Annotated in this window: 26 protein-coding genes and 1 pseudogene; 5 read left to right on the top strand and 22 right to left on the bottom strand. The window is 37.3% G+C overall.

The genetic code is table 11. The features are described 5' to 3' along the window. Positions 1 to 213 precede the first annotated feature (213 nt). The 3 genes from MHI10_RS06645 to lpdA all read right to left on the bottom strand — a co-directional run bounded on the left by MHI10_RS06645 (position 214) and on the right by lpdA (position 3,120). Positions 214 to 1,221 (bottom strand): YeiH family protein, encoded by a 1,008-nt coding sequence (locus tag MHI10_RS06645; RefSeq protein WP_340784060.1) that lies wholly within the window; start codon positions 1,219 to 1,221, stop codon positions 214 to 216. A 48-nt stretch (positions 1,222 to 1,269) separates the two neighbouring features. Next, the gene (locus MHI10_RS06640; RefSeq protein WP_340784058.1) at positions 1,270 to 1,608 is read right to left on the bottom strand and encodes a transketolase; all 339 of its coding nucleotides are present in this window, start codon (positions 1,606 to 1,608) and stop codon (positions 1,270 to 1,272) included. Between the two features lie 177 nt (positions 1,609 to 1,785). Beyond that, positions 1,786 to 3,120: a dihydrolipoyl dehydrogenase gene (gene lpdA, locus MHI10_RS06635; protein WP_340784056.1), complete on the bottom strand. Its 1,335-nt coding sequence runs from the start codon at positions 3,118 to 3,120 to the stop codon at positions 1,786 to 1,788. A 272-nt stretch (positions 3,121 to 3,392) separates the two neighbouring features. Here lpdA and hmpA point away from each other — a divergent pair, with 272 nt between their 5' ends. Beyond that, positions 3,393 to 4,601, top strand: coding sequence for an NO-inducible flavohemoprotein (gene hmpA, locus MHI10_RS06630; RefSeq protein ID WP_340784054.1), 1,209 nt, complete (start codon positions 3,393 to 3,395; stop codon positions 4,599 to 4,601). A gap of 45 nt (positions 4,602 to 4,646) precedes the next feature. Here the strand turns inward: hmpA and MHI10_RS06625 are convergent, their stop codons facing one another. The 4 genes from MHI10_RS06625 to MHI10_RS06610 form a co-directional block, all read right to left on the bottom strand. Then, on the bottom strand, positions 4,647 to 4,934 hold the full coding sequence (locus MHI10_RS06625; protein ID WP_340784052.1) for a nucleoside triphosphate pyrophosphohydrolase: 288 nt from the start codon (positions 4,932 to 4,934) through the stop codon (positions 4,647 to 4,649). 130 nt (positions 4,935 to 5,064) lie between these two features. Then, positions 5,065 to 6,180 carry a GerAB/ArcD/ProY family transporter gene (locus tag MHI10_RS06620; RefSeq protein ID WP_340784050.1) on the bottom strand — a complete coding sequence of 372 codons (1,116 nt, stop codon included), beginning with the start codon at positions 6,178 to 6,180 and terminating at the stop codon, positions 5,065 to 5,067. A gap of 80 nt (positions 6,181 to 6,260) precedes the next feature. Further along, a complete protein-coding gene (locus tag MHI10_RS06615) occupies positions 6,261 to 7,448 on the bottom strand; it encodes a Ger(x)C family spore germination protein (protein WP_340784048.1) in 1,188 nt (395 codons plus the stop codon). Positions 7,449 to 7,469: 21 nt separating this feature from the next. Next, a complete protein-coding gene (locus MHI10_RS06610) occupies positions 7,470 to 9,077 on the bottom strand; it encodes a spore germination protein (protein ID WP_340784047.1) in 1,608 nt (535 codons plus the stop codon). A 347-nt stretch (positions 9,078 to 9,424) separates the two neighbouring features. On the opposite strand from MHI10_RS06610, the gene MHI10_RS06605 reads away from it, so the two are divergent. Continuing rightward, a complete protein-coding gene (locus MHI10_RS06605; protein ID WP_340784045.1) occupies positions 9,425 to 9,904 on the top strand; it encodes a hypothetical protein in 480 nt (159 codons plus the stop codon). 82 nt (positions 9,905 to 9,986) lie between these two features. Here MHI10_RS06605 and MHI10_RS06600 read toward each other — a convergent pair whose 3' ends face one another. The 4 genes from MHI10_RS06600 to MHI10_RS06585 form a co-directional block, all read right to left on the bottom strand. Beyond that, the gene (locus MHI10_RS06600) at positions 9,987 to 10,823 is read right to left on the bottom strand and encodes a hypothetical protein (RefSeq protein ID WP_340784042.1); all 837 of its coding nucleotides are present in this window, start codon (positions 10,821 to 10,823) and stop codon (positions 9,987 to 9,989) included. Positions 10,824 to 10,838: 15 nt separating this feature from the next. Further along, positions 10,839 to 11,129, bottom strand: a complete 291-nt coding sequence (locus MHI10_RS06595; protein WP_340784039.1) for a hypothetical protein — start codon at positions 11,127 to 11,129, stop codon at positions 10,839 to 10,841. Further along, complete coding sequence (locus MHI10_RS06590; RefSeq protein ID WP_340784038.1) at positions 11,122 to 11,697, bottom strand: hypothetical protein; 576 nt, start codon at positions 11,695 to 11,697, stop codon at positions 11,122 to 11,124. The genes MHI10_RS06595 and MHI10_RS06590 overlap by 8 nt, the downstream gene beginning before the upstream one ends. A 141-nt stretch (positions 11,698 to 11,838) precedes the next feature. Continuing rightward, positions 11,839 to 12,483 (bottom strand): hypothetical protein, encoded by a 645-nt coding sequence (locus tag MHI10_RS06585; RefSeq protein ID WP_340784035.1) that lies wholly within the window; start codon positions 12,481 to 12,483, stop codon positions 11,839 to 11,841. Between the two features lie 228 nt (positions 12,484 to 12,711). On the opposite strand from MHI10_RS06585, the gene MHI10_RS06580 reads away from it, so the two are divergent. Together MHI10_RS06580 and MHI10_RS06575 are read left to right on the top strand one after the other, a co-directional pair. Beyond that, positions 12,712 to 14,028 (top strand): hypothetical protein, encoded by a 1,317-nt coding sequence (locus tag MHI10_RS06580; RefSeq protein ID WP_340784032.1) that lies wholly within the window; start codon positions 12,712 to 12,714, stop codon positions 14,026 to 14,028. Positions 14,029 to 14,420: 392 nt separating this feature from the next. Continuing rightward, positions 14,421 to 15,065 (top strand): exosporium glycoprotein BclB-related protein, encoded by a 645-nt coding sequence (locus tag MHI10_RS06575; protein ID WP_340784029.1) that lies wholly within the window; start codon positions 14,421 to 14,423, stop codon positions 15,063 to 15,065. 182 nt (positions 15,066 to 15,247) lie between these two features. Here MHI10_RS06575 and MHI10_RS06570 read toward each other — a convergent pair whose 3' ends face one another. The 10 genes from MHI10_RS06570 to dapB all read right to left on the bottom strand — a co-directional run bounded on the left by MHI10_RS06570 (position 15,248) and on the right by dapB (position 23,964). Further along, entirely contained in the window at positions 15,248 to 16,204 is a 957-nt protein-coding gene (locus MHI10_RS06570; protein ID WP_340784027.1) for a carbohydrate kinase family protein, read from the bottom strand. Between the two features lie 227 nt (positions 16,205 to 16,431). Beyond that, the gene (locus MHI10_RS06565) at positions 16,432 to 16,833 is read right to left on the bottom strand and encodes a 3D domain-containing protein (protein ID WP_340784026.1); all 402 of its coding nucleotides are present in this window, start codon (positions 16,831 to 16,833) and stop codon (positions 16,432 to 16,434) included. A 214-nt stretch (positions 16,834 to 17,047) separates the two neighbouring features. Continuing rightward, a complete protein-coding gene (gene panD, locus MHI10_RS06560) occupies positions 17,048 to 17,431 on the bottom strand; it encodes an aspartate 1-decarboxylase (protein ID WP_340784024.1) in 384 nt (127 codons plus the stop codon). Beyond that, positions 17,424 to 18,287, bottom strand: a complete 864-nt coding sequence (panC, locus tag MHI10_RS06555; protein WP_340784022.1) for a pantoate--beta-alanine ligase — start codon at positions 18,285 to 18,287, stop codon at positions 17,424 to 17,426. The genes panD and panC overlap by 8 nt, the downstream gene beginning before the upstream one ends. Further along, complete coding sequence (panB, locus tag MHI10_RS06550) at positions 18,284 to 19,123, bottom strand: 3-methyl-2-oxobutanoate hydroxymethyltransferase (RefSeq protein WP_340784020.1); 840 nt, start codon at positions 19,121 to 19,123, stop codon at positions 18,284 to 18,286. Before panB ends, panC begins: the two co-directional genes overlap by 4 nt. Before the next feature lie 306 nt (positions 19,124 to 19,429). Continuing rightward, a complete protein-coding gene (locus MHI10_RS06545) occupies positions 19,430 to 20,419 on the bottom strand; it encodes a biotin--[acetyl-CoA-carboxylase] ligase (protein WP_340784017.1) in 990 nt (329 codons plus the stop codon). Further along, positions 20,397 to 21,572: a CCA tRNA nucleotidyltransferase gene (locus MHI10_RS06540; protein ID WP_340784013.1), complete on the bottom strand. Its 1,176-nt coding sequence runs from the start codon at positions 21,570 to 21,572 to the stop codon at positions 20,397 to 20,399. The genes MHI10_RS06545 and MHI10_RS06540 overlap by 23 nt, the downstream gene beginning before the upstream one ends. Beyond that, positions 21,569 to 22,702: an N-acetyl-alpha-D-glucosaminyl L-malate synthase BshA gene (gene bshA / locus MHI10_RS06535; protein WP_340784012.1), complete on the bottom strand. Its 1,134-nt coding sequence runs from the start codon at positions 22,700 to 22,702 to the stop codon at positions 21,569 to 21,571. The genes MHI10_RS06540 and bshA overlap by 4 nt, the downstream gene beginning before the upstream one ends. Positions 22,703 to 22,744: 42 nt before the next feature. Next, positions 22,745 to 23,149 (bottom strand): methylglyoxal synthase, encoded by a 405-nt coding sequence (gene mgsA, locus MHI10_RS06530; protein ID WP_340784011.1) that lies wholly within the window; start codon positions 23,147 to 23,149, stop codon positions 22,745 to 22,747. A 17-nt stretch (positions 23,150 to 23,166) separates the two neighbouring features. Further along, positions 23,167 to 23,964: a 4-hydroxy-tetrahydrodipicolinate reductase gene (dapB, locus tag MHI10_RS06525; RefSeq protein WP_340784009.1), complete on the bottom strand. Its 798-nt coding sequence runs from the start codon at positions 23,962 to 23,964 to the stop codon at positions 23,167 to 23,169. A gap of 150 nt (positions 23,965 to 24,114) precedes the next feature. Here dapB and MHI10_RS21395 point away from each other — a divergent pair. Then, positions 24,115 to 24,243, top strand: a pseudogene (locus MHI10_RS21395) (YitT family protein); the annotation flags it as partial. An 89-nt stretch (positions 24,244 to 24,332) separates the two neighbouring features. On the opposite strand, the gene MHI10_RS06520 reads toward MHI10_RS21395, so the two are convergent. Further along, a complete protein-coding gene (locus tag MHI10_RS06520) occupies positions 24,333 to 25,016 on the bottom strand; it encodes a zinc metallopeptidase (protein ID WP_340784007.1) in 684 nt (227 codons plus the stop codon). Between the last annotated feature and the right edge of the window lie 229 nt (positions 25,017 to 25,245).

The following is a 25,245-nucleotide window of genomic DNA, read 5'->3' as shown; positions in this document are numbered from 1 at the left end:
ACTCCTCCATGCCTTGCTTATGTATTAGAATAATCTAATAGTATCAAAAACTTCTTACAAATTGCAACTATTTTTTCCGTTTTTTAAATTTCCTTTTGATTTGTGATCAAAAGAAAATCAAATAGAAGGACCTTTTCTGACATTTTGAATTTACACAAGGCCCATCTCAAATATAATTATACATGATTCTAATAACACATAGATTTCTTGTCCTTAAACTAAAATTAGCATCGATGCAAATAATATAACCGACGTTAGTGTAAGGAGCAACAACGGCCGTATTGCTTTTGCTTGAAGTTGTTTTAAATTAATCGATAAACCTAAGCCCGCCATTGACATTGCTAATAAAAACGATGCAAATGTGGCGATCGATTGTTGCATTTGAATGGACATCCAGCCGTTTTCAAGTGTAATTGTACTAAAGATTGACATCGCTAAAAATCCAAGTACAAAATAAGGAAATGGCGGTTTGGACGTATTTTCCGTTTGTTGCTTACGCGATACAATCCATACAATAATCATCGTAACAGGCACAAGTAATAATACACGACTCAACTTCGCTAAAAATGCTGGTGCTAATGATTCATCACCAAATGCTGCTCCAGCTAAAGCCGCATGTGCAACTTCATGAACACTTAGTCCAACCCATTGTCCATACATTTCAGGCGACATTTGGATAACATTACCTAAAAATGGCATAGTTAGCGCGAACAGCGTCCCAACAAGTGAAATCATTCCCACTGCTAGCGCTGTATCATCATCATCCGCTCGTACAATTGGTGAGATCGCTCCAATTGCAGCTGCACCGCAAATTCCAGTGCCTCCCCCAAGTAATAACGCAAATTTCGTATCTACTTTTAACCATTTCGCTAAGAGAAGCATGACACCTATCCCTATTATAACTGCAAAAATAGCGCGGACTAAATATGGCAGCCCCTCATCGAAAATAACGACCATGTTTAATCGAACACCGTATAAAATAATCGCAAACCGTAGTATTTTTTTAGCTGAAAATGTTATGCCCTTTTGCCATTTAGTCGGATTAAAAAAGAAATTTCTAATGATGATTGCCATGAATATCGCCAATGCAAGTGGGCCGATAATCGATAAAACAGGTAATTTCGCAAGCATATACGAACTACTCGCAATTAAAAAAGTAAGCAGTATCCCGTAAATAAAGTTTTTCTTATCCATAATAATTCCTTTCAAGTTACCTTTCATAGTGACACGGCATCATTTTGAAGGTTTTTCCTACCAAACTTCACACGTTCAAAAAAGCTTCGGTAAATATTCTCGTTTGTAGTGTAAATTTTTCCGTAGCCACAACTGTAATATTTGCCGATGCGTTAATAATCGTTTTTTTCGGTGTTGCCGCTGTTGTGCCTCCTCCAAACTTTCTAGTAAAATTTTTGTTTCGTGCAAACATTGCGCTGGTTCTACTAAAAGTTGTAATGATGAACTAATTAATTGATGCTGCTGCAACGATGCCAATAATTTCGCAAATTGTTGGCTCATCTCTGCATAATTATCCTCCTGCTGTAAATCAATAATATGAACGAATGCGTTTTGTATTTCTTGTTCTAGTAATTCTAAAGTTGCCTTAGACATTTCACACCTCAATCATCTTCTTTTTTTAGAATAGTTTCATTATATAGGACGCTCGGCTTTTACTAAAGGGCAATTATTTTCACTCCTGCTTTCCTCTTCAAAAACACTAAAAAAGCATTTTGATTTAAAATCAAAATGCCTTTTCACAATTATAAGATGCGTGTAAAATAGATAAATTTATGCATGGATTGCTTTGCCGAATACTGACCTTGCCGCATCTCCAACATGCTCACTCACTGTTGGGTGCGGGAAAATCATGCGCGCCAAATCTTTCACAGAACCACCAAGTACTTTCGCCGCAAGCATGGAATTAATCATTTCGGTTGCCCCGTCTCCAACAACACAAGCCCCATAAATATCGCCTTCTGGGCTCGCCACAAATTTCATAAAACCTTGTGTATTCCCTTCTAAAAGGGCTTTTGGGTTTGTAGGCAAGTACATTTTCGTTACAATTGCATCCGTTGGTGCCTCATGCTCTAACATTCCGAATGTCGCAATTTCAGGATGGGTATACACGCAGCGCGGCACTTCCTGTTGGTTAATCACCTTTGGATGTTTTCCTAAAATATAATCCACAGTATGAACGCCTTCCGCACTAGCTGAATGCGCCAATTGGAAGCCTCCAACTAAATCACCAATCGCAAAAATGCCTGGAATGCTCGTTTCATAATGATTACTGACTTGAATTAAACGACCATCCATCTGCATTTCAAGCGCTTCCGCAATTTGTATATTCGCACGACGCCCCGTTGCAAATAGTAAATTCTCATAAGGAAGCACGCCAATAGAAGTTTGAATTTCATTTGCTCGAATTTCTTCAAATGTAAAATCTGTAATTAATTCAATCCCTAACTGCTCCATCTTCTCTTTAATAATAGGACGCGCATCGGGTTCTTCCGTTTGTAAAATATCTTTACTATGATTTAATACCGTCACTTTCGTCCCCATCGGTGCTAAAGCAAAGGCCATTTCAATTGCTATAACTCCACCGCCAATGATTGTTAGTTGTTTTGGTAGCTCTTGTATCGCAAAAAATGTATCCGTTGTATAGTAGTTTGACATTTCTAAACCTTTAAAAGGCGGAACAAACGGACGGCTTCCTGTTGCTAAAATGACGTTCGTCGCTGTAAATGATTCATCGCCAACAATCACTTTGCGCTCCGCTGTCACAGTCGCTTCCCCACGGAACATTGTAATTTGTGCATTTCCGATAAATTCTTCAATATTCGTTAATAGTTGCTCTACTACCTTATCTTTTCGTTGCATCAACTTTGGAAAGTCAATGTTAATTGTAGGAACCGTAATCCCCCAATCTGTTCCTCGTCGGATTTCTTGAACAAGCTTACTATGTTCGAGCATAATTTTAGAAGGGATACAGCCGACATTATAGCAAGCCCCTCCCACTTTATCTTTTTCTACAAGTGCCACTTTTAAGCCACTTTTTGCTGCATGGATTGCTGCCACATATCCCCCGGGACCTGCGCCAATTACTGCTAAATCAAAATTTGTCATATTTTCCACCTCAATTTTCACATTATCATGACAAAATTTGGATTGCAACATAAGATTGTACATTAATTTTCATTTAATAGAACATACTACGTCAAATCAAATTTATTATCAGGTTTTGCTATATCTAATGGACATCACAACAATTGTAAAGTTATTTCAACACAAAGATGTATTTTATATACTTCTTTGTGTCCATTTCGTTAAAGATGTATTTTATATATTGCTTTAAACGATGATTAGGCATATATTTATCACGAAAGGACGTGTTCAGCATGTTAGATCAACATACAATTAACGTTATTAAATCAACAGTACCAGTATTAGAAGTACACGGCGTAGCCATTACAAAAACTTTTTATAGTAATTTATTTAAAGACAATCCAGGATTATTAAATATTTTCAACCATACAAACCAATCACAAGGTCGCCAACAAACCGCATTAGCAAATACGGTATATGCCGCAGCTCAACATATCGATAACTTGGAGCCAATCGTTCCAGTAGTAGTACAAATCGCTCATAAACACGTAAGTCTAGGTGTTTTACCAGAGCATTACCCTATTGTAGGAAAGTACTTACTTGCAGCAATTAAAGAAGTATTAGGAGATGCGGCAACAGACGAAATTATCGAAGCATGGGGCAAAGCATATGGCGTAATTGCTGACATCTTTATTTCAGTAGAGGAAGATTTATATAAAGCAGCCGAGAATAACGGTGGCTGGCGTGCATTCAAACAATTTAAGATTGATCGCACTGAAAAAGAAAGTGATGATGTGACGTCTTTCTACTTTAAACCAGTAGACGGCTCAAAAGTACCGGCGTACAAACCAGGTCAATACGTTACGATTCGTGTAACTGCACCTGGTGAAGAGTACATGCTAAATCGTCAATACACATTATCACAACCAAGTAATGCACAGGAATTCCGTATTTCTGTAAAGCGTGAAAACGACAATAATATTAAAGGGAAAGTATCGAACTTCCTACACGAAGCAGCTGTTGGCACAATCATTGATGTAAGTACTCCAGCGGGTGTCTTCACATACGAACCGACAACAGCACCTGTACTATTCATTAGTGGGGGGGTTGGTGTAACTCCTTTAAACGCGATGTTCCAATCAATTGAAGGGAAAGAAAATGTGACATTCATCCAATGTGCACGTAACGAAAATGTTTTAGCTTTCCATGAAGATATCCAAAATAAAATGAATGCTTTAAACGGCCCAACTGGTTTGAAGAAGCTGTTTAGTGCGTTCAAAAAAGACAGTAATGCACATCATAAAGTATTATACTCTGATAACAATGAGTTCATTGATGCGAATGTATTACGTCCAGTTTTAGCAAAAGATACACAAGTATATCTTTGCGGGCCTGTACCATTTTTAGAAGCAGCGATTAACGCATTACATGAGTGCAATATTCCTGACAGCCAAATTCATTTTGAATTCTTTGGGCCTGCACTACAACTAAATACGAAATAAATGATGGACTAGCCCAGAGTGTTTGGGCTAGTTTTTTAATGGTGTTTAATTATAATGTTGCTCTTTCTTTTGAACGCGAACCTGTTCCAATTGTTCATAAGACACACCATAAATATGTAAAGCTGTATGCACTAGTTCCAAAATGTCCGCAAGTTCTTCTACTGCATCGGTTATGGAGTTTGCTTCTTGAAATTCAAGTGCCTCCTCTTGCATTTTCATTTTCATTTCCCCCAAATGTTCACTCGGCTCTAGCACTTTTGTGACACATTTTTTACCATTCGCTTCAATAACTTGTGGAATCAAATCGCGCACTAATTTATGATATACTGGCATATTTCCCACCCCTTTTTTATCTAAGTTTCTTCTCTATATAGCATATCCTAGAAGAATCATCATTCCATACAAAATATCATAACAGAAAGGGATTTTATTTTTTACGCCCACAAAAAAAAGAAGTCACTGTTTATCCAGCAGGCTTCTCCTTTTTCAAATGTGTTTTTCGGATGGAATTTACGGCTATTAATAATAGAGGTAATGCTACGCCAATCGAATAGGAATAAATTATACCCACTGTTGCGTTCCATTGTTTTTGATACATAACATTGGGATAAAGTATAAGAGAAAGGACTACGACAATTGCTCCTAAAGGCATTATTAAAGGTTTGTAATCTTTTAAATTTAAAATTTGTGCTAATCCTAATACCGATGCATAAAAATAAAGGGTTGTTTTAAAATAAAGGGCAAGAATCCATAAGCCAGCCATCAATGCTTCAATACGTTGTATAAAATCCCCGAAATTTATTCTTTTAGCCAATTCATAGCTCGGATGATATTCAGCTGCCGTACTATAAGGTCCTAATACTGCAATACTTAAAAATGTCAGGATAATGATGACCAATCCACCTATTAAGTATCCGATATAAAAGGAATTTTTAGCTTGTTTTAAATTGTTAATAAAAGCAGGAAAAATCATTAATAACACGACCGCATCGACAGCAGTAACTTCAATTAAAGAGACAGATGATTTAAGGATGGTTAGTGGTCCTGCTTCAAAAATAGGCTGTATGTTTACCAGCTTAATTTCGGGTAAAATAAAAAATACTAAAAGGATAAAAAGAACAGTAAAAAATAAGATAAATATTTCAGCAGAGCGGGCAATCGTCTCTAAACCGAGATAGACACCTATAACAACAACGAGTGCTAAAAGGATATTAAGTGCTATCATTGGGGTATTTGGCATCAAGTGTATGTTTAGGAATGTCCCCGAATAGAACAAAAGACTCGCAGCATAGATAAAAGCCATAAATACAAACACTAGAGAGACCGCTTTTCCAACCCACTTCCCTAATATCTTTTCATTAATTTGAACAAAGGTAAGATTCGGGAACCATTGGGCTAATAAGCAAAATAGCCATATTACGATTATTCCAATTATTGTACCGAAGATTGCGGCAATCCAAGCATCTTGTTTCACTCCCTCAGCTAAAACTGCTGGGATGATTAAAATACTCGTCCCCATTGAAAAAAACGTAACTAAAACTAGAAATTGATACGCGTTTATTTTTATATTTTGCATCATTTCATATCATGGCATCCCTTCCTTAAAGTTCATTTATTTTTTATAAAAGAAAATTCATTCTCTATATTTTAAGCTTAATTTTATTCATTTACCTTCTCCAAAAAAGTTCTATCTGTAGTACCTGTCCTAAGTATCTTCAAATCAACATTAATATTCGTCGTCAAGTTGGGAAATTCTTCATCCCAATTATCTTTTATTTTATCCCACTCTTTTGGGTTCGATCGATGAATGGCTTCACCAAAACCAAAGATGTCTACATTATATTGTTTTTGCAATGTTTCAATCGTCTCTTTTCCATTTGCTACTCCTTTTTTTTCAAAGCTTTTTTCAAGTTCGGCGATTGTTTCCAAGTCATTTAAATCAATTTTACATAGTACCGATCCTACATTTCCTTTTACTTGAACATTAATATTTATTTCAGGCTTACCGTTTTTCACATTCCCTTTTACTTCAGCTTTGGATTTAATAACCTCTATTGTGGCTTCCCCTTCATTCGGGCAAGCAATAGGTCTTACGGTTGTTTTTACAGTGTTTGAGATGTAACTAAATGCTACGGTTTCATTTTCATCTAACCAACCTACCAATTTATCTCCTTTAAAAATCGCTAAATGATCATACTTTAAAGAAGCTGCAGGTGTAATCGATTCTACATTTTGTTTACTTGATCCTAACTTTGGATCGCCTATTAATTTAATTCCCGTAACCGCGGCTTCCTTTCCTTCGCTTATCAAATCTGTTAATAGTTCATCAAGATTAATACTTTTCGTTCCTGCCCAAGCTTCTTCTGATACTTTAAGACTTTTAAACATTTTATTAGCTGGAACGCTTTCAATCGTTGTTGTGACGTTTAAAATTTCAGTAGCAGAAGTTTCTTTAGCAATTACAACATAAAAATCTGGCCGAATTTCAGGATCTCTAGTCAATACGTCCAATGATTCACCGATTCCCTCTTCAGCTAATTCCTCACCAATGACAAGCATTTGTAAATGTCCTGGGTAAATTTTCCGTGGCGATTCCTTTGTCATTTTTCGAAATGCTTCATAAACCGTTTTACCTTTTGCGGTAAAAAGGGTCACTTGCGATTTTCCGGTACCTCCACTTGTGGACATTTCTGAAGGTACAACTACTTGAGCGGATACTAAATATTCATCATCAACTTTATCGAATCCAAATGCCACTGCAATGGCGAGTTGATTTAATTCTCGCCGGTCCCAACATCCCGAAAGAAATAGGCTGAAAAATAGGAGACCAAACATGTACTTTTTCATCGCAAACTCCCTTCATTTCTTTTATTTTTTGGGTGGTGCTGGTTTTGCAGAGGCTGAATCTTGTTGCTTCACCCTATTCTTTTTACCAATTAGGTGAGGTCGAGTCGTCATTTTCCATATAGGTAACACAATAAACGTATCCTTTTGATCGGAAATATTAAATGGCGCTAACGGAGACATATAAGGTACGCCAAAAGAACGTAAACTACATAAATGCAAAACAAGGGCAATTAAACCAATCACAATGCCAAAAATACCAAATGTAGCGGCTAACGCTATGAATAAAAAGCGTATGATCCTTACTGAAATCGCGATTTCGTAAGATGCTGGAACAAAACTAGTTATGGCAGTTATTGACACGACTATGACCATCATAGCTGAGACTAACCCTGCTTCAACCGCTGCTGTGCCTATAACAAAAGCTCCTACAATCGACATAGCTGAACCGATAGAGCGCGGCATTCGGATACCCGCTTCCCGTAAAATTTCAAAGGTGACTTCCATAATGAGTACTTCAATGAATGCAGGAAATGGGACACCTTCTCGCTGGGCTGCCAAACTAATGAGAAGTGACGGCGGTAGCATCGCTTGGTGAAACGTTGTGATGGCAATATATACTGACGGTGCAAGCAAAGAGATGCCAAATGCTATAAATCGCAGGAAACGAACAAGACTCCCGATTATCGTACGTTGATTATAATCTTCAGGCGATTGGAAAAACTGAACAAATAGCGCTGGAACGACTAACACAAAGGGTGTCCCATCCACTACAATCGCTATGCGCCCCTCCAGTAGTTCAGAAGCTACTACATCCGGCCGCTCTGAGTTGAAAATGGTCGGGAAAGGTGAATAGGCTGAATCCTGGATAAGTCCTTCTAAACTACCGCCTCCCAGAACACCATCGATGTCTATTCGATTCAAACGTAAACGAACTTCTTCCACTATTTTTTCATTTGCAATATCCTGAATATAAACGATGGCAATATTCGTTTTCGTACGCATTCCAATTTCCTTTGATTCGATCCTTAGGTTCGGATCCTTAATTCTCCGACGAATGAGGGCCGTATTGACACGTAAATTTTCATTAAATCCTTCTTGAGATCCTCGTACTACCGTTTGGGCTGTCGGTTCACTAACCGCGCGCTCTGCCCATTTTTTATTGGAAATGACTAAAACTTGTGCATATCCGTCGATTAGAAGAATTGTTTCCCCCGATAAAAGGCTCGTAATGATGACCTCAAGATTCGTTACTTCTTTTATTTCTCCTACTGTTAAAGCAACATCTTTTAATACACTAATAAAGTTTTGATTTGGTGAAGTCTTTTCCTGCAAATCTATTTCGTTTAAATCTAACATTAGTGTTTCTAAAATAAAATCCTGTAACGAAGCTGTATCCGTTAATCCGTCTGTATATAAAATACCAACTTTAATGTTTCCTTGTTTTCCAATTCGAATTTCACGCGTAACAATATCCGAACTTTTTCCAAGGGTATTTTGTATCGTTTGTATATTTTGTTGAAGAGACGTTTTTAACTTAATGACCGCTTTTTGATTCGATTCCGCAGCTTGATTCGTTTCCGAGCTTTGAGGAATTGACGCTTTTTGATTTTTATTTTTTGAATACCACATAATTCCTCACTTTCTTCAAACTTCAAAAATCCACTTATTATTTTTTAGCTATGACTATGCTCCATTTGAATGGTGGTACATATTTCTATTTTTCAGTATTACTAACTTTTGGTTGTTTAATACTTCAATTTAGAGTATTTACCAAAATATGTGCGGACAATCTAAAGTGAAATGAGGGATAGGAAGTTGTGGCTAGTATTTGAGAGAGTTTGGATTTTGTTTTACTAGGAGGGGTTACATTTTATAAAAACAAATAAACCTCAACTATTAGAGGTGAATTGATACATTAAGTAGAAATAAAACGTATCGCATTAAATGACAAGTGGACTTTTTAGGAGGAAATCATTATGAGGATACTTTTTTGGCTCGGTTTCATTGTGTCAGGTTTTATCACAATTGCCGCGTTTGCAATAACAAATCTATTAACTGTCCCATTTGATCCGTCAAATTTAAATGGCGGGGGCAATGTTGCGTTGTTCTTTATTGCCTTTCCATTTTTGATCATTTTATATTTCTTTTTTAAATTGATGTTGGTATTTGAAAAAATCCATGATCACTTCCAATTAAATGTTGATATATTGAAAACGATTTACTTTACTTCCTTTGTCTTATTAGTCAGTTTTACCGTTTACCGAATTTTTCAATTCAAACAAAAAATCCAACCATATTTTGAATATGAAATCGGCTATTTAAATCCTTTTACAAATCATCTCTTTTTTAACGTCTGGACATTTTTAGCATGCTTATGTATTTCTGCACTCGGCTCATTTTATTTAAAATTCCGATTGAAACCAGTCGAAATTAGCAATAATAAAGCGGAAAATTAAACATAAAAATACTTGCCACCCATGGTTTGTCATATCCCATAAATGGCAAGTACTTATTTTATTTCCTATCGTAATACTTCATTTATCGCCCTTCAATTTCGTCTGTAAGCTGATTTAATTTTTGTTCGAGCTCATTTAGGATACGTAATTTTACATCCAATTGTTCCTCGAAATCAATGGACTGCTCCAACATCTTCTTCATTTGTGCATCTAAATAGGCAAGTAAATGCGTGTTTTTTGCGTATTTCCCATTTCGAAGGGAAGATTCACTTTGTTGCGGATTTGCATTTTGCTGTTTTAAACTGTTGATTTCATTTTGGAGTTTTGTAATTTCTTCACTTTTTTCTTCGTTTTCTTTCATTAAATATGTGTTTATTTGATTCGACTCGTTTTCTTCTTTCTGAACCCTTTCGAGATTTTTAATAGCAGCTGTCATCTTTTTCCCCGTTTCTTCGGTGAAATGAAACAACTTCTGTTCGAGATTTTCAATAACCGCATTAAAATTAACCTCACTTATGAAGTTTGTACTTTCTTTCTTCGTGCCTAGCTCATCTTGCACTGTCTTTAACTCATCCAACAATTGTTTATTTAACGCCCTTAATTCTTCCTTTTCTTTCAATAAATTTTCTATGGCAGCAATTTGTTTTAATCGTTGTAATTCCTGCGTGTACATAATTTCATTATGATTTTTCGTTTTATTTTCAAATTCTTTTTTTAACTTCAAAATTTCGATGGAATATTCTTTATTTTGATTTTGTAATTGACTATTTTCTTCATCGAGTCTTACTACAAGTGAATAATAATCGCTTTCTTGATGTTTCGTTACTTCATTTTTATATTTGGCTAACTCCGCTTTCAAAAAAATGATTAATTGTTGCATTTGAAAAGTATCATTCATATTGACGCTTTCATTATCCACCGTAGTGCCTCCTAATCATGATAGGTTTTTTAGCTTATTTATGATATCTTCAAATTCCATTTTGTTATTTTCAATCATTTCATCCAATTTTGCCACAATGACTCCCCCAAATTCGTCATTCATCACGGCATTTGCACTTCGCTTATTTCCTGTCAACAGATACTCTAATAGCACATTAAGCGTACTTTTTTCTAAGAACACAAAACTGTTATTTTCTCCATTATTAGATTTTTTCACATGTGTCAACTGCTCCTTCAAAAATTCACCAATCAATCCTTCCGTTTGTTGATTATTTAGTTCACTCATGTTCATCCTCCTGTATAAAACCGCTACCACTTAGATTGATTGGATTAATCGCTGGTACTCCCTCTTTCAATTGATCGCAATACGTAACGCCCGTAATCGTGCCCGCATACGATGTGCTATTCGCCCATTTTAGTTGGAAGTTTGGAAATACAATCGTTTCATTCGGTTCAAGGGACGCATTATTTAATGGTTTTAACCAAAACTCTTCTTTGTTCGCTCGATCATTCATTCGCTCCCAACTCGCCGAATTTTTTAAATTTTGGCTGAAGTGTTCATAAACATACTGCCCTGAGAAGGAAAATGGTGAATTTTCAGGTAACTTCATGCAAAAATATATATTCGTTAATGGCTCATTGCCAATATTACGGATATGGTAATTCCCTAGACATAAGCTCTCCTGTTCTGCATCATGAGAAATATTTACTGATGCCGTAAAATAGCTGATGACATTGGCATTTGAAACTATCGAAAGTCCTGCTATCAATTGCTGAATTTCAAATACATAGGCCGCCGTTTGATTTTGAAGCTCTGCTATTTTCACTTCTACATGATCCTGGTTAATCATCATAATTAACTCCCCCTTTTTTAATTTACAATCATACAATCTAAAGCTTATGTAACGGACATCCATTATTCCATTAAACGAAAAAAATAAAGAGAGGATAATCCCTCTCTTTATCGTATGTTTTTTTTTACTGTGTTAGCACAATTAACAATTAGTACTTGGGAATAGTCCGTGACATTGCTTTGGTCGACCTGTTGGCGAGCATGAACTTGGTAAATCTGCTCGTGGTTCGCAGTAATTTGCTAAAAATTCAACAGTTACTGGGAATGTTGACTGGATACTTTGGCAAACTGACACTGAAATTGATAAAGCAGTAAACGAAATGAATCCTGCTGTAGCAGTAAGCGTTCCTGTCGTACATACGAAGCAATCTAAATCTGTGTACGTAATTTCTACATCTGTCCCTTTAGGCGCGCACAATGTAACTTGTTCACATCGCGTAACAGGAATCGCTGCACTCGTATACATTGTTCCATTCGGTAATGTAACTATAAGAGTAACATCAAAATTCTTTTGAACACTCAGGTGTTGTAAACATACACGTGAACCTTCAATTGTAAATGTGCGATCTTCACGATTCAAAATAACGATTGGATTCGTTGCAGATGGTGTCACTTTACATGTAACAGCTGCTCCAGTAAAGTCTACTGGTGGTGTTACACCTGGAAAAGAAATTGGTCCTGCTGGAGAAAAATCAAACGATAGTTCCTTTACAACCCAGTCGTATACCTTATCAACATTGATACAAATATATTCACGTCGATCATGTGATGGCTTAATCTCTTGCATCTTTTTTGGCACCTCCATTTATTTTTTTTGTCTTTCGTTTGTAGCATATGCGGTTGCAGTTATTGGTGCATGGGCTTTTAAATAACTTCATCTTGTATTTTGCCACTTCCTTTAGAGGAGCGTTTCGAACTGCTAGCTAACAGAAAAAAATACAAAATATCGAGACATTTGTAACATAACGAATACATTTCCAATAAAATATGAATGGACTGGAAGGAGTGAATTACAATGGGAGATACAAAATTGTACTCCACACAAAATATTGAAAGACTGAAACAAAAAATCGCTGTATATAGGGAAACGTTAACGACATTAAAAAAGGGCACTTCTATTGAAGAGTTTCTAACTAAGAAGGAGGAATTCGACGGCTTCAAAATTCAAATCGCACATCTTGAAGGGCTCGCTAAAACAGTAGATGAAAACCAAGGCACACCATTCGATGGTGGATACGGGGAGAAAGTAAAACAAATTGCCAATCAAATTGACATACTGAGCCAAACCGTTGATGAGATGAATCAAGAAATTTCATTGTTGTTAAAAAAGGATTTAAAAGTTGAGATGGATGACCCACCAAACGTAAATAGTAATCAAAGCACCGAGAATCCTCCTTCATTTTTTACCATTCAAGCTTTTAAAAATCATGAGGAAATCCCACAAGTGAAAGAGCCATTTTTACTCAAAAATAATTCACCATCTTATATGCAATTGCAAAAATTAGCTGGGCTCGCTCGTAGCACGAAGCCAGAAGACTTTATCGATAAACCCGTTGCAAGCAATCCAACTACACAAAATCCTCCAGAAGAACGACATTTTAATCATCAATACTTTCAATCCATTGGTACGCACCCAAGCCATATGTATAATGGTTTATATAAAAATATTTCAAATACTTCATCATTTCATTTTAAAAATGAATCTTCTGTTCATGAAATTCCAATTTATAAAAATGAACCTACGCAAAATCCACCAATAGACATAGCTAGTGAAGCGAGTAGTTCCATTGTTCAAATAGTTGATGAAGTAGATCGTAATAATTCGACAGCAGAAGAAATCGTTGATTCAACAGTTCCAATTGTTGAGGACAGTGAAAATTCAATGATGATAGCTGAAAAAATTGATCATCCCACAGTTCAAATAATTGATCAAATGGAAAGCACAACTACTAAGGCTAACGAAATTGTTATTTCCGTTGTCCCAATAATTGATGAACCTATAAATAGTAATTTAATAGCAGAAAAAATAAACATTTCTGCCGCTCCAAAAGCTAATGACGTTGAAATTATGAATACAATAATTGAGGCAACAGATCATTCCGCAGCTCCAATAGATGATGATATCGCTTGTGTTGTTGCGGTAGTAGAAGAGTTTCATGAAGTTCCCTTGGAGTTAACAATTGAAGAAACGGGCGATCAAACCGAATCCTCAGAAATCAATGTTATTCAAGGGGAACCTTTGAATGATTTAGATTTAAATGAAGCGGAACCTGAGGAACACAAAAAAGATGGATTTAGCTCATTTCTTAACCTTTTTAGAAGAAGGAATTAAATCATATAGCATTCAAAACGATAGAACTTAATTTCTCAATACTCTTTTACATTACGAACACCTATATAGCGAAATATAAATGAGTAGATCTTCATGTCAAATATTTTTTTGTTTACATCCATTCATCTTTTTCGACAATAAAACTCCCACCTAGGATTCCTCTAGATTCCGAAGTGGGCGTTTTGTTGTTTTTTTGAAGGCTAAACGATAGCCGCTCCTTTGATTTCTGTAAGATATTCACTTTTATTCTTCCTATTGTATGACATACAATACGATTCAATTGAAGAAAAAAACCGTAATAAGAGAGTTTAAAAATTACCACCCCCTCATAGTTAATAGCCCCTGCCACTTTCATTTTTCAAAATATGATAATGGAGAAAGGAGGTGTTCAAATGTTTTCAAACAATAAAAATCAAGGCGGATGTGGCTGTGGTTGCGGAGGTAGTTGCGGTCGCTCAGGCGGGCAAAATAACTGTCAACAACTTGGTCCATTTTTAGCTATTGATCAAGCTTGTATCGTACCACCAGTTAACAGAGGTTCCATCATCCCATTCTCTTCTGGGCTAACGTCAGTCGTATTAGCTACGGTTGCAGGTGGTTTATTAGGTGTACCTCAACAAATCGGATTTGGTACTGCGACTCCTGCTGTAGCTGTTGTAGGCAATACGTTAGACTTATCTGCAGTTGTAACTGAAGCTTTCGTTGTTCCACGTGCAGGTAATATTACTGCTATTTCTGCTTCCTTTAAAGAGCTATTAGGCGTTGCCCTTGTTGGAACAACTACAATCAATGCTACAATCTATAAAGCTACTGGAACAAGTGCTATCTACACTGCTACTGCTGCATCTGTTGATTTAAGTCCACCAATCACAGGTGCTGTCTCTATAGGTCAAGTTTTTGCTGCTTCAGCAAATCTAACGCCTATCCCTGTAGCACAGGGTGACCGTTTAGTAATGGTGTATTCAATTACTGTGTCAGGAGTTACTGTAGTTCAGGTACTTACAGGTACTGCAAGTGCAGGGATCACTATCGAATAAAGGTACTCCAAAATGGATCTCATTCTCAAGAAGTAAAATAATTAATCAATTGACGAAAGATTTTAAGTAAGTTATTGCATCTGTTCATCCCATTGACATGACCATCTATTTTATAAGAGCAAAACCCTATTGGATTACTCTTTTTGAGTAGTCACATAGGGTTTTGTTTTGTCATTTCATTGTCACCTTATTCTCGTTTCGACTTCATCATAAGTTGGTAATGCCGCAATTGCCCCCACTTTTTCACAAACAATAGCCCCTACATAATTGGCGAATTGCACGAGCTGATACAATGTTTCGAAATCAATTTGCTTTGGCTTTAGAAGTAAACTGAATTGATAGAGCATGGCCCCAACAAATGCATCGCCTGCGCCAGTGGAATCAATTGAATTTATTTGAATTGATGAAATTAGCTCTATACGTTTGCCATTCGATAAAATGCATCCCTTACTCCCTAACGTCACAGCGATTAAGTTCGCGCCCATTTCGTGTAATTTTCCAATAGCCTTATTTCTGTTTATTTCATTCGTTAAAATAAGCAATTCCTCTTCACTCACCTTGATGAAATCCGCTTTCGCAATAAACAGCTTGCACTTTTCAATAAACTCTTCTTGGCGATTTGGCCATAAATCCGCTCGATAATTGGGATCGAATGACACGAAGCGTTGCTGTTGAATAGACTCTTCAAAAACTTCTCGGTATACATCGCAAAATGGTGGAGAGAGCAATGCGGTTGCAGAGCCAAAATGGCAAATCGGATAATCAATCAGTTTTTCTAATGCAATATCCTTTCTGTGCAATTGTTCATCTGCCCCACGAAAAAATTGAAAATCTCGTTCCCCATCTTTTTTGCGCGAAACAAAAGCTAGTGTTGTCGGTACTTGTACATCTTTAACTAAATGGGATACACCTACACCTGCTTCTATTAACGTCCTTTCTAAAAACTGCCCAAACTGATCGGCCCCCACTTTGCCACAAAATTCTGCTTGTCCACCTAATTTAACAATCGTTGCACAAACATTTGCCGGTGCACCTCCTGCATGTTTTTCAAACGTTTTTCCATGCTGTAAATCAGTTTCGACTTGCTGGCAAAAAAAATCAATTAACAATTCCCCGATACATAATACCGTTTGCTTCATTTTATTTCCCTCGAATTTCTTTTTATTTTGATTTTACCAAACTTAGCATTCATTTTACTGTGTTTTCCCACGAATTTAATCGGGAAGTTTGGCTGAGTGATCGTCCTATCCGTCAGATTTCAGTTTCTATCCGTCACTTTCTCCTTTTTATCCGTCACTTTGGTCTTTCTATCCGCCAAAAACAAAAACACAACGAAAGAACGCTTCTTTCGCTGTGTTATATCAATTTATTTTAAAATTTTAATTTCTACTTTTTTTCTGCCCCAATTATATGCGATTGTTTTTGTTTTCACAAAAATATCAATTTTATTCCCTTTAATTGAACCACCTGTATCGCCTGCAATGGCAATTCCATATCCTTCAACCCATACTTTCGTGCCAAGTGGAATCACTTTTGGATCGACTGCGATTAATTTAATGTCTGGATTCTTCTTTAAATCTATACCATATGCCGTTTTACCTCCACAACCCGAACAGTTAGCTGTAAATGCGCTTGCTTCCACATTCAATGTTTTCACTACTTCATAATCTTCAAGTTTTTCTTCTGTAGCTGCACTTGTTGTTTGACCTAATAAAGCCGTACTAACTAAAATTAAGGCTAGGCTTAAAATCATTTTTTTTAGAAACATTTAAGTCTTTTCCCCCATCTCATTTGTACTTTTTACATTTACTAACCCTTCCTATTCTACTCATCTAATATTTCAGAAAGGTTACAGGGATATTTTTTGGAAATTACAGAAACCCATTTTTTATTTCAGTATGTAATATTTGTAATAATCCCAATGGAAAAAGCGCTACTTTGATATTTCATCAAAATAGCGCTTTATTTAGAGTTAAACTAATTTAAAGTACGGTTGCTTCGGGCTCGTAGTCAATCATTTGCTCAATCACATTATTGTCGCCCATAATGGCTACGGTTGGATGGTGGTCAGCTACTTCTTTATTATCGACATACACATAGGAAATAATAATGACAATATCGCCTTTTTGAACAAGTCGTGCAGCGGCCCCATTGACACAAATCACACCCGAACCGCGCGCGCCGGCAATAATATACGTTTCAAATCTTGCGCCATTATTATTATTAACAATATGCACTTTTTCGTTTGGTAGCATTCCAACTGCATCCAAAATATCTTGGTCAATTGTAATCGAGCCTACATAATTTAAATCGGCCTGTGTTACTTGTGCACGGTGAATTTTACTATTCATCATCATTCTAAACATGAGCATGTTCCCCTTTAAATGAAAAGATTAAGTTGTCAATTAAGCGTGTTTTACCAATATATACTGCCACTGCAAGTAGTACTTGATCTGTTTCTGTAGTCACTTCCGCTAAATCTGGATACGATAGAAGGGTTAAATAATCGATGCGTCCCTCCACATTTTCTTCAATGATTTTCTCCGCTAGTTGTATGCTTTTTTCAACATTTCCCGACTTCATTAATTCACGTTTCGCTAATTGCAATGCTTGCTGGATGGCCGGGGCTTGTGATCGCTCAGTCTCTGATAAATACACATTGCGGCTCGATTTCGCTAGTCCGTCCTCCTCACGCACAACGGGTACAATTCGAAGTTCTACAGGAAAATTATAATCGCGCACCATCGTTTGAATGATCGCTACTTGTTGGGCATCTTTTTGACCAAAATACGAAATGTCTGGCTGAATGAGATTAAATAATTTAGCTACGACTTGCAGCACACCATCAAAATGACCAAGGCGACTTGCACCACATAATAATGTCGCTTGATGCCCTGCCAGAATGGATATCCCGCCATCATGTGGATACATTTCTTCAACAGAAGGAGCGAAAATAACATCTACCCCAACCGATGTTGCCAACTTTGTATCTCGCTGTAAATCGCGCGGATATGATTCAAAATCTTCATTTGGACCGAACTGTGTTGGATTGACAAAAATGCTCATAATGACCACATCATTTTCTGTACGTGCTTGCGAGGCAAGTTTTAAATGCCCTTCATGTAAATAACCCATTGTAGGTACAAGTCCTATGCGCTTGCCTTTTTGCTTGTTTTCTAAAATAATCGCTCTTAATGCTTCAATTGTATGGATTACGTTCATTTAATGGCTCCTCCATACAACTGCGTTAATTCCTCTTCCTTCATCGTAAAGCTATGGGCTAAAGTTGGGAAAGTCGCTTCTCTTACCGCATTTGTATATGCTATTATACCGCGCTCAATCTCATCACCAACATGGGCAAATGCCTCAACAAATTTAGGGATATGATGCTTGCCGTATTGCAATAAATCATGGAAAACAAGTACCTGTCCGTCTGCCTCTACTCCTGCACCTATACCGATTGTCGGAATCGTTAAAACGTTGGAAACAGCCTGTGTTAATTGATGTGGAATGCATTCGATGACAACGGCACAAGCACCTGCCTGCTCTACAGCACGGGCATCTTGCAATAATTTTTCTGCTTGCTGTGCTGTTTTTCCTTGCACTTTATAGCCACCTAATACGCCTGCTGATTGTGGAAGCAAGCCTAAATGCGCCACGACAGGAATCCCTGCTTGCGTCAACTTTTCAATTACCTTTAGAACTTCACCAGCACCCTCGACTTTTACCGCATTGGCATTCGTCTCCTGCATGATGCGTACAGCTGTTTTTAACGCCTCATTTGAATCGCCATGATACGTACCAAAAGGCAGATCGACGACGACAAATGTATTTTGTGCCCCACGACGAACAGCTTTACTATGGTGAATCATATCATCCACTGTAACTAACATCGTTGAATCATAGCCAAGAACGACCATCCCTAACGAATCGCCAACTAAAATCATATCGACATCCGCTGCTTCTGCAAATTTCGCTCCCGGATAGTCATACGCTGTAATCATGACGATTTTCTCACCCTGTTCTTTCATTTTGATCAATTGTGTCGTTGTTTTCATTGTTGCTCCTCCTTTTTTATAAGGAAGAAAACAAAAATACCCTTCTATCTAAAATTAAACAGAAGGGTAGCGTCATACGTGAAAAAACTTTTTAAACGCGTGTTTTCTTCCGTCCCTGTCCATACAGATCAAGGCAGATATTTGATTATCTTTTACTCGTCTTGCAAAATAGGTACAATTCTAGTGGATCCCTTAAGGTTCCAATAATTAGATATTGTCCTAAAATCACTATAGCAAGTTTAGAAGAAAACGTACAGTATTTAATTTATTTACAACTGCCACACAATGATTCCGTGGCATCGTTTCTTATTCACCTAAAATTTCAATATCCGCAGAATAAACGCCTTTAATTTCACCGTTTGCTTGGCGAATTTCGAGCACACCATTTTCCGTTATTCGGATGGCCTCCCCTTCAACAACTTCACGCAAACTTGTCGCTTTTACTTGCTTACCAAGTGTCCCAGAAGACTTTTCCCACAGTTCTTTAATAAATTGAAAGCCATGTTTGACATAATGATCGCTATAATTCTCCAAAAACTTCAAAACATTAGCTACTAGTTGGACCCGATCAATTTGTTCCCCTTCGCCAATCGAAACCGATGTGGCAATGGACTGAAGCTCCTCAGGAAAATCGGATATTTGCTGATTGACGTTAATGCCAATGCCAATTAATAACGCTTGCACTTGATCGGCTTCAGCAATCATTTCTGTCAAGATGCCTGTCGATTTTTTCCCATTAATCAAAATATCGTTTGGCCATTTAATTTCGGGTGTAAAGTTTTTGTATAGCGCCTTCATAGCATTCACAATCGCAACAGCTGCCACAAGCGTAAATTGAGGTGCTTGATGTGGTGGAATCGTTGGACGAATAATGATTGTCATCCAAATCCCTTTCCCTTCCGTTGACTCCCACTCACGCAACATACGCCCACGGCCAGTCGTTTGTTGTTCTGCTATAACGATCGTGCCATCTGTTGCCCCTGCACGAACGAGTTCATGGGCAACGAGCTGTGTCGAATCCACTTTATCAAAATAATGAATGGTTTGGCCGTAACGCTCTGTATTTAATAGTTGCTTTAATTGACCAACATCCACTTTATCAGGTACATTCAATAATTGATAGCCACGTTTTTTAATCGTTTCAAATTCGTAGCCTTCCTGTTGGAGCGTTTGCATATGTTTCCAAATTGCAGTACGTGACACTTGAAAATCATCCGCAAGTTGCTGCCCAGAAATTGGCTCACCATTTGCCTTCAAAAAACGTTGCAATATTTCATCCTTCATTGTTAAACGCATGAAACCATCCCTTTAACTGTTCTTTATCATTTTTTATTTGTCCATTGACAACTGCGACTATTGCAGCTTGTAATGCGTCTTGCAACCATGGTCCGGCTTTTTGGGAAGTCCATTGCAATAAATCTTTTCCACTAATGGCAAGTTCACTTTTATGTTGGATTGGCAATGCGTGCTTTGCTTTTTCAATTTGGTCAAAAGAAATCGGTGTCGGGACATATTGCCACGTTGCAAATTGGTGTGCTGTTTGCAAAATTTCCAACTCAAATAATAAGTAATCGATTTGTTGCCAACCTTCATTTTGTAATTTGTCATACGCATGCAACACTTGTTTCACAAATTGCTTATCTTTATTTGAGCAACGATACGCGGATAATAGTGACACGTCCTGCCCATTCACTAAACAAAAATAAGCCCAGCCCACTTGTCGGTTCGCCGTCTGAAACTGCTCCCATTCAATCGCATCAAATTCACCTGGTAAATAATTATCCAGCCCTGCCCATTGAATATAATGAATCGCTCGTACTGGATTTGGTGCAGTCCAAATTTTTGAAATCTCCACCTGGATTCTTTCCATTGCAATAAATTTGATTGACGCTACATGCTCTTGTATCGCATTGAACGTATTTTCTTCAATAGAAAAGTCCATTTGTGCACTAAATCGAATGGCCCTTAACATACGCAGTGCATCTTCCTGAAAACGCTCTGCCGCAATCCCTACCGCTCGAATCACTTTGGCATCAATATCTTGGCGTCCATTAAATAAATCGATGAACACTCCATTATTACGAAGCGCCATCGCATTCATCGTAAAGTCCCTACGTTTTAAATCTTCTGGTAAATCCCGTACGAAATTCACTTCATCTGGTCTACGATGATCGCTATATGTAGATTCTGTGCGGTACGTTGTGACTTCAATTGGCTCTCCACAATCAAGCACTAAAACAGTTCCATGATCAATTCCGACATCAACTGTTTGTGTAAATATGGCTTGCACTTCTTGAGGTAATGCACTAGTAGCAACATCCACATCCGAACTGTCCTTTTGTAAATAATAATCGCGAACGGCGCCACCAACGATAAATGCTTCATAACCGGCATTCTCTATCTTTGTAATGACATCAGTTGCAGATTGCCATTGTTTTGGAAACTTCATTTTGCTGCCGCCAATCGTTCATAAATTTGTTCATACTGTTCAATAATTGAATCTTGATGAAATTTATATTGGACTGCATCAAGTGCAGATTGACGGAATGAGGCCAATTTCTCTTCGTCTTTTAATAATTCGATCGCATAGTTTGCTACGGTGTCTGTATCACCAAGCTCGACTAAATAGCCATTCACCCCATGTTCAATCACTTCTGGAATTCCTCCAATTGCCGTACCTATTCCAGGAACACCACAAGCCATTGCCTCCAGTAAAACTAAGCCAAACGATTCTTTTTCTGATAACAATAGCTTCAAATCACTAATTGCAAATAACTCAGTTATATTTTCTTGCTTCCCTAAAAATAAAATATCACACTCATATGGGGATTCTTTGACAATTTCCAATACGCGTTGTTTTTCAGGTCCATCCCCAACTAATAATAGTTTGGCCGGCATTGCCTCACGAATTTTGAGGAAGGATTCTACAACATCGGGTAAATTTTTTATTTTTCTAAAGTTCGATATATGAATAATGACACGTTCCTCTTTGCGGATGCCAAATTGTTCTTTTAAATTACCTGTATCTACTGGACGAAACACATTGCCATCGACAAAATTATAAATCGTATCAATCGGCACATTCGTATCAATCAATTCATACGTTTGTTGTTTTAATGAATTCGAAACGGCCGTTACCGCATCTGATTGATCAATTCCATATTTGATCGCCGGTGCAAGCGTTGAATCTTCACCTAAAACAGAAATGTCTGTTCCGTGAAGTGTTGTTACAATGCCAATATTTTCGCCACTCATGTCACGTGCCAAAACCGCGCACACTGCATGCGGAATGGCGTAATGTACATGTAAAATATCCAATTGTTCATCCTTAATAACATTCGCCATCTTGCTAGCAAGAGCAATATCATACGGTGGATATTGAAAAACCGAATAATTATTTACTTCCACTTCATGAAAAAAGACGTTTGGATAAATTTTATTCAATCGGAACGGTACGCTCGATGTAATGAAATGAATTTCATGTCCACGTTCAGCTAACATTTTACCCAGTTCAGTTGCAATGACTCCTGAACCACCAACTGTAGGGTAGCATGTAATACCAATTTTTAATTTTCTCATTCGCCTCTTCTTCCTTTCTAACTTTCAAGTGAAATGCTTTGCTTATTGTCTGCGCTCTTGCAGCTTTCTCCAATCAACAAAACCTTCTTGTAAACCTTTTAGAATAATTTCTGCCGTGCCCATATTCGTTGCTAATGGAATATGGTAAAGGTCGCATAATCGAACGAGCGCCATCACATCTGGTTCGTGTGGCTGTGCCGTTAATGGATCACGGAAGAAAAACACCATATCCATCTCATCATTTGCAATCATTGCCCCAATTTGTTGATCCCCACCTAAAGGTCCCGAACGAAATAGCGTGATTGGCAGTCCTGTTTCATCATGAATCATTGTACCTGTCGTACCCGTTGCATATAACTGATGCTGCGCTAAAATATCACGGTATGCGATTGCAAATTGAATTAAATTATCCTTTTTTTGATCATGTGCGATTAATGCAATTTTCATGGGATTCATTCCATTTCTTAAATAATATTTTCTAAACCGTAAATTAATGTTTCTCTTTTCATCACTTCTTCTATACAAAGCGTAATTCCGCCCATGAAACTTTCACGATTTAATGAATCATGTCGAATTGTTAGTAATTCACCATTTCCACCAAATAGTACTTGTTGATGTGCCACTAAACCTGGTAAACGAACAGAATGGATATGCATGCCATCATAATTGGCTCCTCTAGCACCTGTATGTGTTTCTTTTTCGTTCGGGTGACCTTGCTGTTTTTCCGCACGAACTTCACTAATCATTTGAGCTGTTTTAATGCCTGTACCGGACGGAGCATCTAACTTTTTATCATGATGCATTTCAATAATTTCAACATCAGGGAAATACTTGGCAGCTTCTTTCGCAAATTTCATCATTAAAATCGCTCCAATTGCGAAATTTGGCGCAATAATACAGCCTAAATTCTTGTCATTTGCTAAATCAGTTAATTCTTCAAGCTGTTCCTCTGTAAAACCTGTCGTACCAACAACAGGACGAACATTATATTGTAATGCTTGCTTCGTATGTTCATATACAGATTCAGGACTCGTTAAATCTAAAAATACATCTGGATTTGTTTGTGCAACTAACTGCTCAAAATTAGTAAAAATCGGAGCTGTATAATGATTCGGGAATAAATCTAATCCCGCTAATGTTGCCGCACCATTTTTATAATCCAGGACAGCTACTAATTCCATGTTGTCTTGCTTCATTATTGTATGAACAGCTTCTAATCCCATTTTTCCTCTTGCACCGGCAATTGCTACTTTGATTGTCATGACAAAAAACTCCTTTTCAACTATGTATACAATTATTTTTTAATTATTTTAAAATGCTACTTTTTATCGTATCGATTTTACTACTTGTTGTCAAAATTCAAAAAATGAAACATAATAAGGTATATAGCATTTTTCACACTAAAGCATAGAATCACACTCATTTTATATTTTACACTAAATTAGGACCTAGCATTAATGAATTTACTTTTAAATATACCAATGTTTATTTTAGGTGGGCATCTACTTGGTTGGAAATCATTTATTTATTTGTTCAACGGTCCGAGATGTCCCCGGGCAAGCTGAATTCAATAGCAAAAGGGTGTTAGGCATTTAAAATGCCTAACACCCTTTTTTTATTTTCTAGTAGATTAGTCGTCCGAGTTATTCATGCCTGTATAAATTAAAATTAAACGTACTAACTCAAGAACTGCTACTGCAGCCGCAGCTACATATGTCATTGCTGCTGCATTTAATACTTTACGTGCTGAACGTTCTTCATTATTTCCGATAATCCCCAATGAAACAACTTCATTCATTGCACGCTTTGATGCATCAAACTCGACAGGTAATGTAACGATTTGGAATACAACACCTGCTGCTAATAAAGCGATACCAAGTAAAAGGAACGTTGGATTAGTAGCTAAAATACCGATCAGTACAAAGATCCAAGACGCATTCGACGAAATACTTGCTACGGGTACTAATTTTGCACGTAATGTTAAAAACGAATATGCTTCCGCATGTTGAATCGCGTGACCTACTTCGTGCGCAGCAACAGCTGTTCCCGCAATTGAAGAATTATAGTAATTATCTTCAGATAGAGCAACCGTTTTTGTAGCCGGATTGTAGTGGTCCGCTAAAACCCCTTGTGTAGGTACGACACGAACATCTGATAAGCCGTGATGATCTAATATTTGACGTGCTACTTGCGCTCCCGTCATGCCTTTTTGTGCTGGTACTTGTGCGAATTTTTTATACGTACTTTTTACTTTCATTTGAGCGTATAACGGTAGCAACATAATAATCGCAAAGTAAACAATATACATTCCCATTTTTTGAACTTCCCTTCTATTTCTTACAATTCATAAATCAATTATGCCTCGGCATAATTGTGTCCAGATTTTTTCGAGGGCCCACAGGACGTGGGTCAGTCAGCCGTTGTCACACGATGTGACGTTTTTAGGCTGACTTCCTTCTTCCTTTAAAAATCTGTGACATCCGCCGGGGCTTAACTTGATACAGCTAGGTTTTAAAACCACACTAAATAGAATTGAGTTTTCT

It is taken from the genome of Solibacillus sp. FSL K6-1523 (assembly GCF_038005225.1).
Classification (GTDB): Bacteria; Bacillota; Bacilli; order Bacillales_A; family Planococcaceae; genus Solibacillus.
The sequence above is the reverse complement of the archived record's forward strand: the minus strand, read 5'-3'. Positions and strand labels throughout refer to the sequence as shown.

What these genes read in the sequence shown, in the direction of transcription:
- MHI10_RS06645 (WP_340784060.1), bottom strand. Translation starts at nt 1,221, where the DNA reads ATGAAAGGTAACTTGAAAGGAATTATTATGGATAAGAAAAACTTTATT.
- MHI10_RS06640 (WP_340784058.1), bottom strand. Translation starts at nt 1,608, where the DNA reads ATGTCTAAGGCAACTTTAGAATTACTAGAACAAGAAATACAAAACGCA.
- lpdA (WP_340784056.1), bottom strand. Translation starts at nt 3,120, where the DNA reads ATGACAAATTTTGATTTAGCAGTAATTGGCGCAGGTCCCGGGGGATAT.
- hmpA (WP_340784054.1), top strand. Translation starts at nt 3,393, where the DNA reads ATGTTAGATCAACATACAATTAACGTTATTAAATCAACAGTACCAGTA.
- MHI10_RS06625 (WP_340784052.1), bottom strand. Translation starts at nt 4,934, where the DNA reads ATGCCAGTATATCATAAATTAGTGCGCGATTTGATTCCACAAGTTATT.
- MHI10_RS06620 (WP_340784050.1), bottom strand. Translation starts at nt 6,180, where the DNA reads ATGATGCAAAATATAAAAATAAACGCGTATCAATTTCTAGTTTTAGTT.
- MHI10_RS06615 (WP_340784048.1), bottom strand. Translation starts at nt 7,448, where the DNA reads ATGAAAAAGTACATGTTTGGTCTCCTATTTTTCAGCCTATTTCTTTCG.
- MHI10_RS06610 (WP_340784047.1), bottom strand. Translation starts at nt 9,077, where the DNA reads ATGTGGTATTCAAAAAATAAAAATCAAAAAGCGTCAATTCCTCAAAGC.
- MHI10_RS06605 (WP_340784045.1), top strand. Translation starts at nt 9,425, where the DNA reads ATGAGGATACTTTTTTGGCTCGGTTTCATTGTGTCAGGTTTTATCACA.
- MHI10_RS06595 (WP_340784039.1), bottom strand. Translation starts at nt 11,129, where the DNA reads ATGAGTGAACTAAATAATCAACAAACGGAAGGATTGATTGGTGAATTT.
- MHI10_RS06590 (WP_340784038.1), bottom strand. Translation starts at nt 11,697, where the DNA reads ATGATGATTAACCAGGATCATGTAGAAGTGAAAATAGCAGAGCTTCAA.
- MHI10_RS06585 (WP_340784035.1), bottom strand. Translation starts at nt 12,483, where the DNA reads ATGCAAGAGATTAAGCCATCACATGATCGACGTGAATATATTTGTATC.
- MHI10_RS06580 (WP_340784032.1), top strand. Translation starts at nt 12,712, where the DNA reads ATGGGAGATACAAAATTGTACTCCACACAAAATATTGAAAGACTGAAA.
- MHI10_RS06575 (WP_340784029.1), top strand. Translation starts at nt 14,421, where the DNA reads ATGTTTTCAAACAATAAAAATCAAGGCGGATGTGGCTGTGGTTGCGGA.
- MHI10_RS06570 (WP_340784027.1), bottom strand. Translation starts at nt 16,204, where the DNA reads ATGAAGCAAACGGTATTATGTATCGGGGAATTGTTAATTGATTTTTTT.
- MHI10_RS06565 (WP_340784026.1), bottom strand. Translation starts at nt 16,833, where the DNA reads ATGTTTCTAAAAAAAATGATTTTAAGCCTAGCCTTAATTTTAGTTAGT.
- panD (WP_340784024.1), bottom strand. Translation starts at nt 17,431, where the DNA reads ATGTTTAGAATGATGATGAATAGTAAAATTCACCGTGCACAAGTAACA.
- panC (WP_340784022.1), bottom strand. Translation starts at nt 18,287, where the DNA reads ATGAACGTAATCCATACAATTGAAGCATTAAGAGCGATTATTTTAGAA.
- panB (WP_340784020.1), bottom strand. Translation starts at nt 19,123, where the DNA reads ATGAAAACAACGACACAATTGATCAAAATGAAAGAACAGGGTGAGAAA.
- MHI10_RS06545 (WP_340784017.1), bottom strand. Translation starts at nt 20,419, where the DNA reads ATGCGTTTAACAATGAAGGATGAAATATTGCAACGTTTTTTGAAGGCA.
- MHI10_RS06540 (WP_340784013.1), bottom strand. Translation starts at nt 21,572, where the DNA reads ATGAAGTTTCCAAAACAATGGCAATCTGCAACTGATGTCATTACAAAG.
- bshA (WP_340784012.1), bottom strand. Translation starts at nt 22,702, where the DNA reads ATGAGAAAATTAAAAATTGGTATTACATGCTACCCTACAGTTGGTGGT.
- mgsA (WP_340784011.1), bottom strand. Translation starts at nt 23,149, where the DNA reads ATGAAAATTGCATTAATCGCACATGATCAAAAAAAGGATAATTTAATT.
- dapB (WP_340784009.1), bottom strand. Translation starts at nt 23,964, where the DNA reads ATGACAATCAAAGTAGCAATTGCCGGTGCAAGAGGAAAAATGGGATTA.
- MHI10_RS06520 (WP_340784007.1), bottom strand. Translation starts at nt 25,016, where the DNA reads ATGGGAATGTATATTGTTTACTTTGCGATTATTATGTTGCTACCGTTA.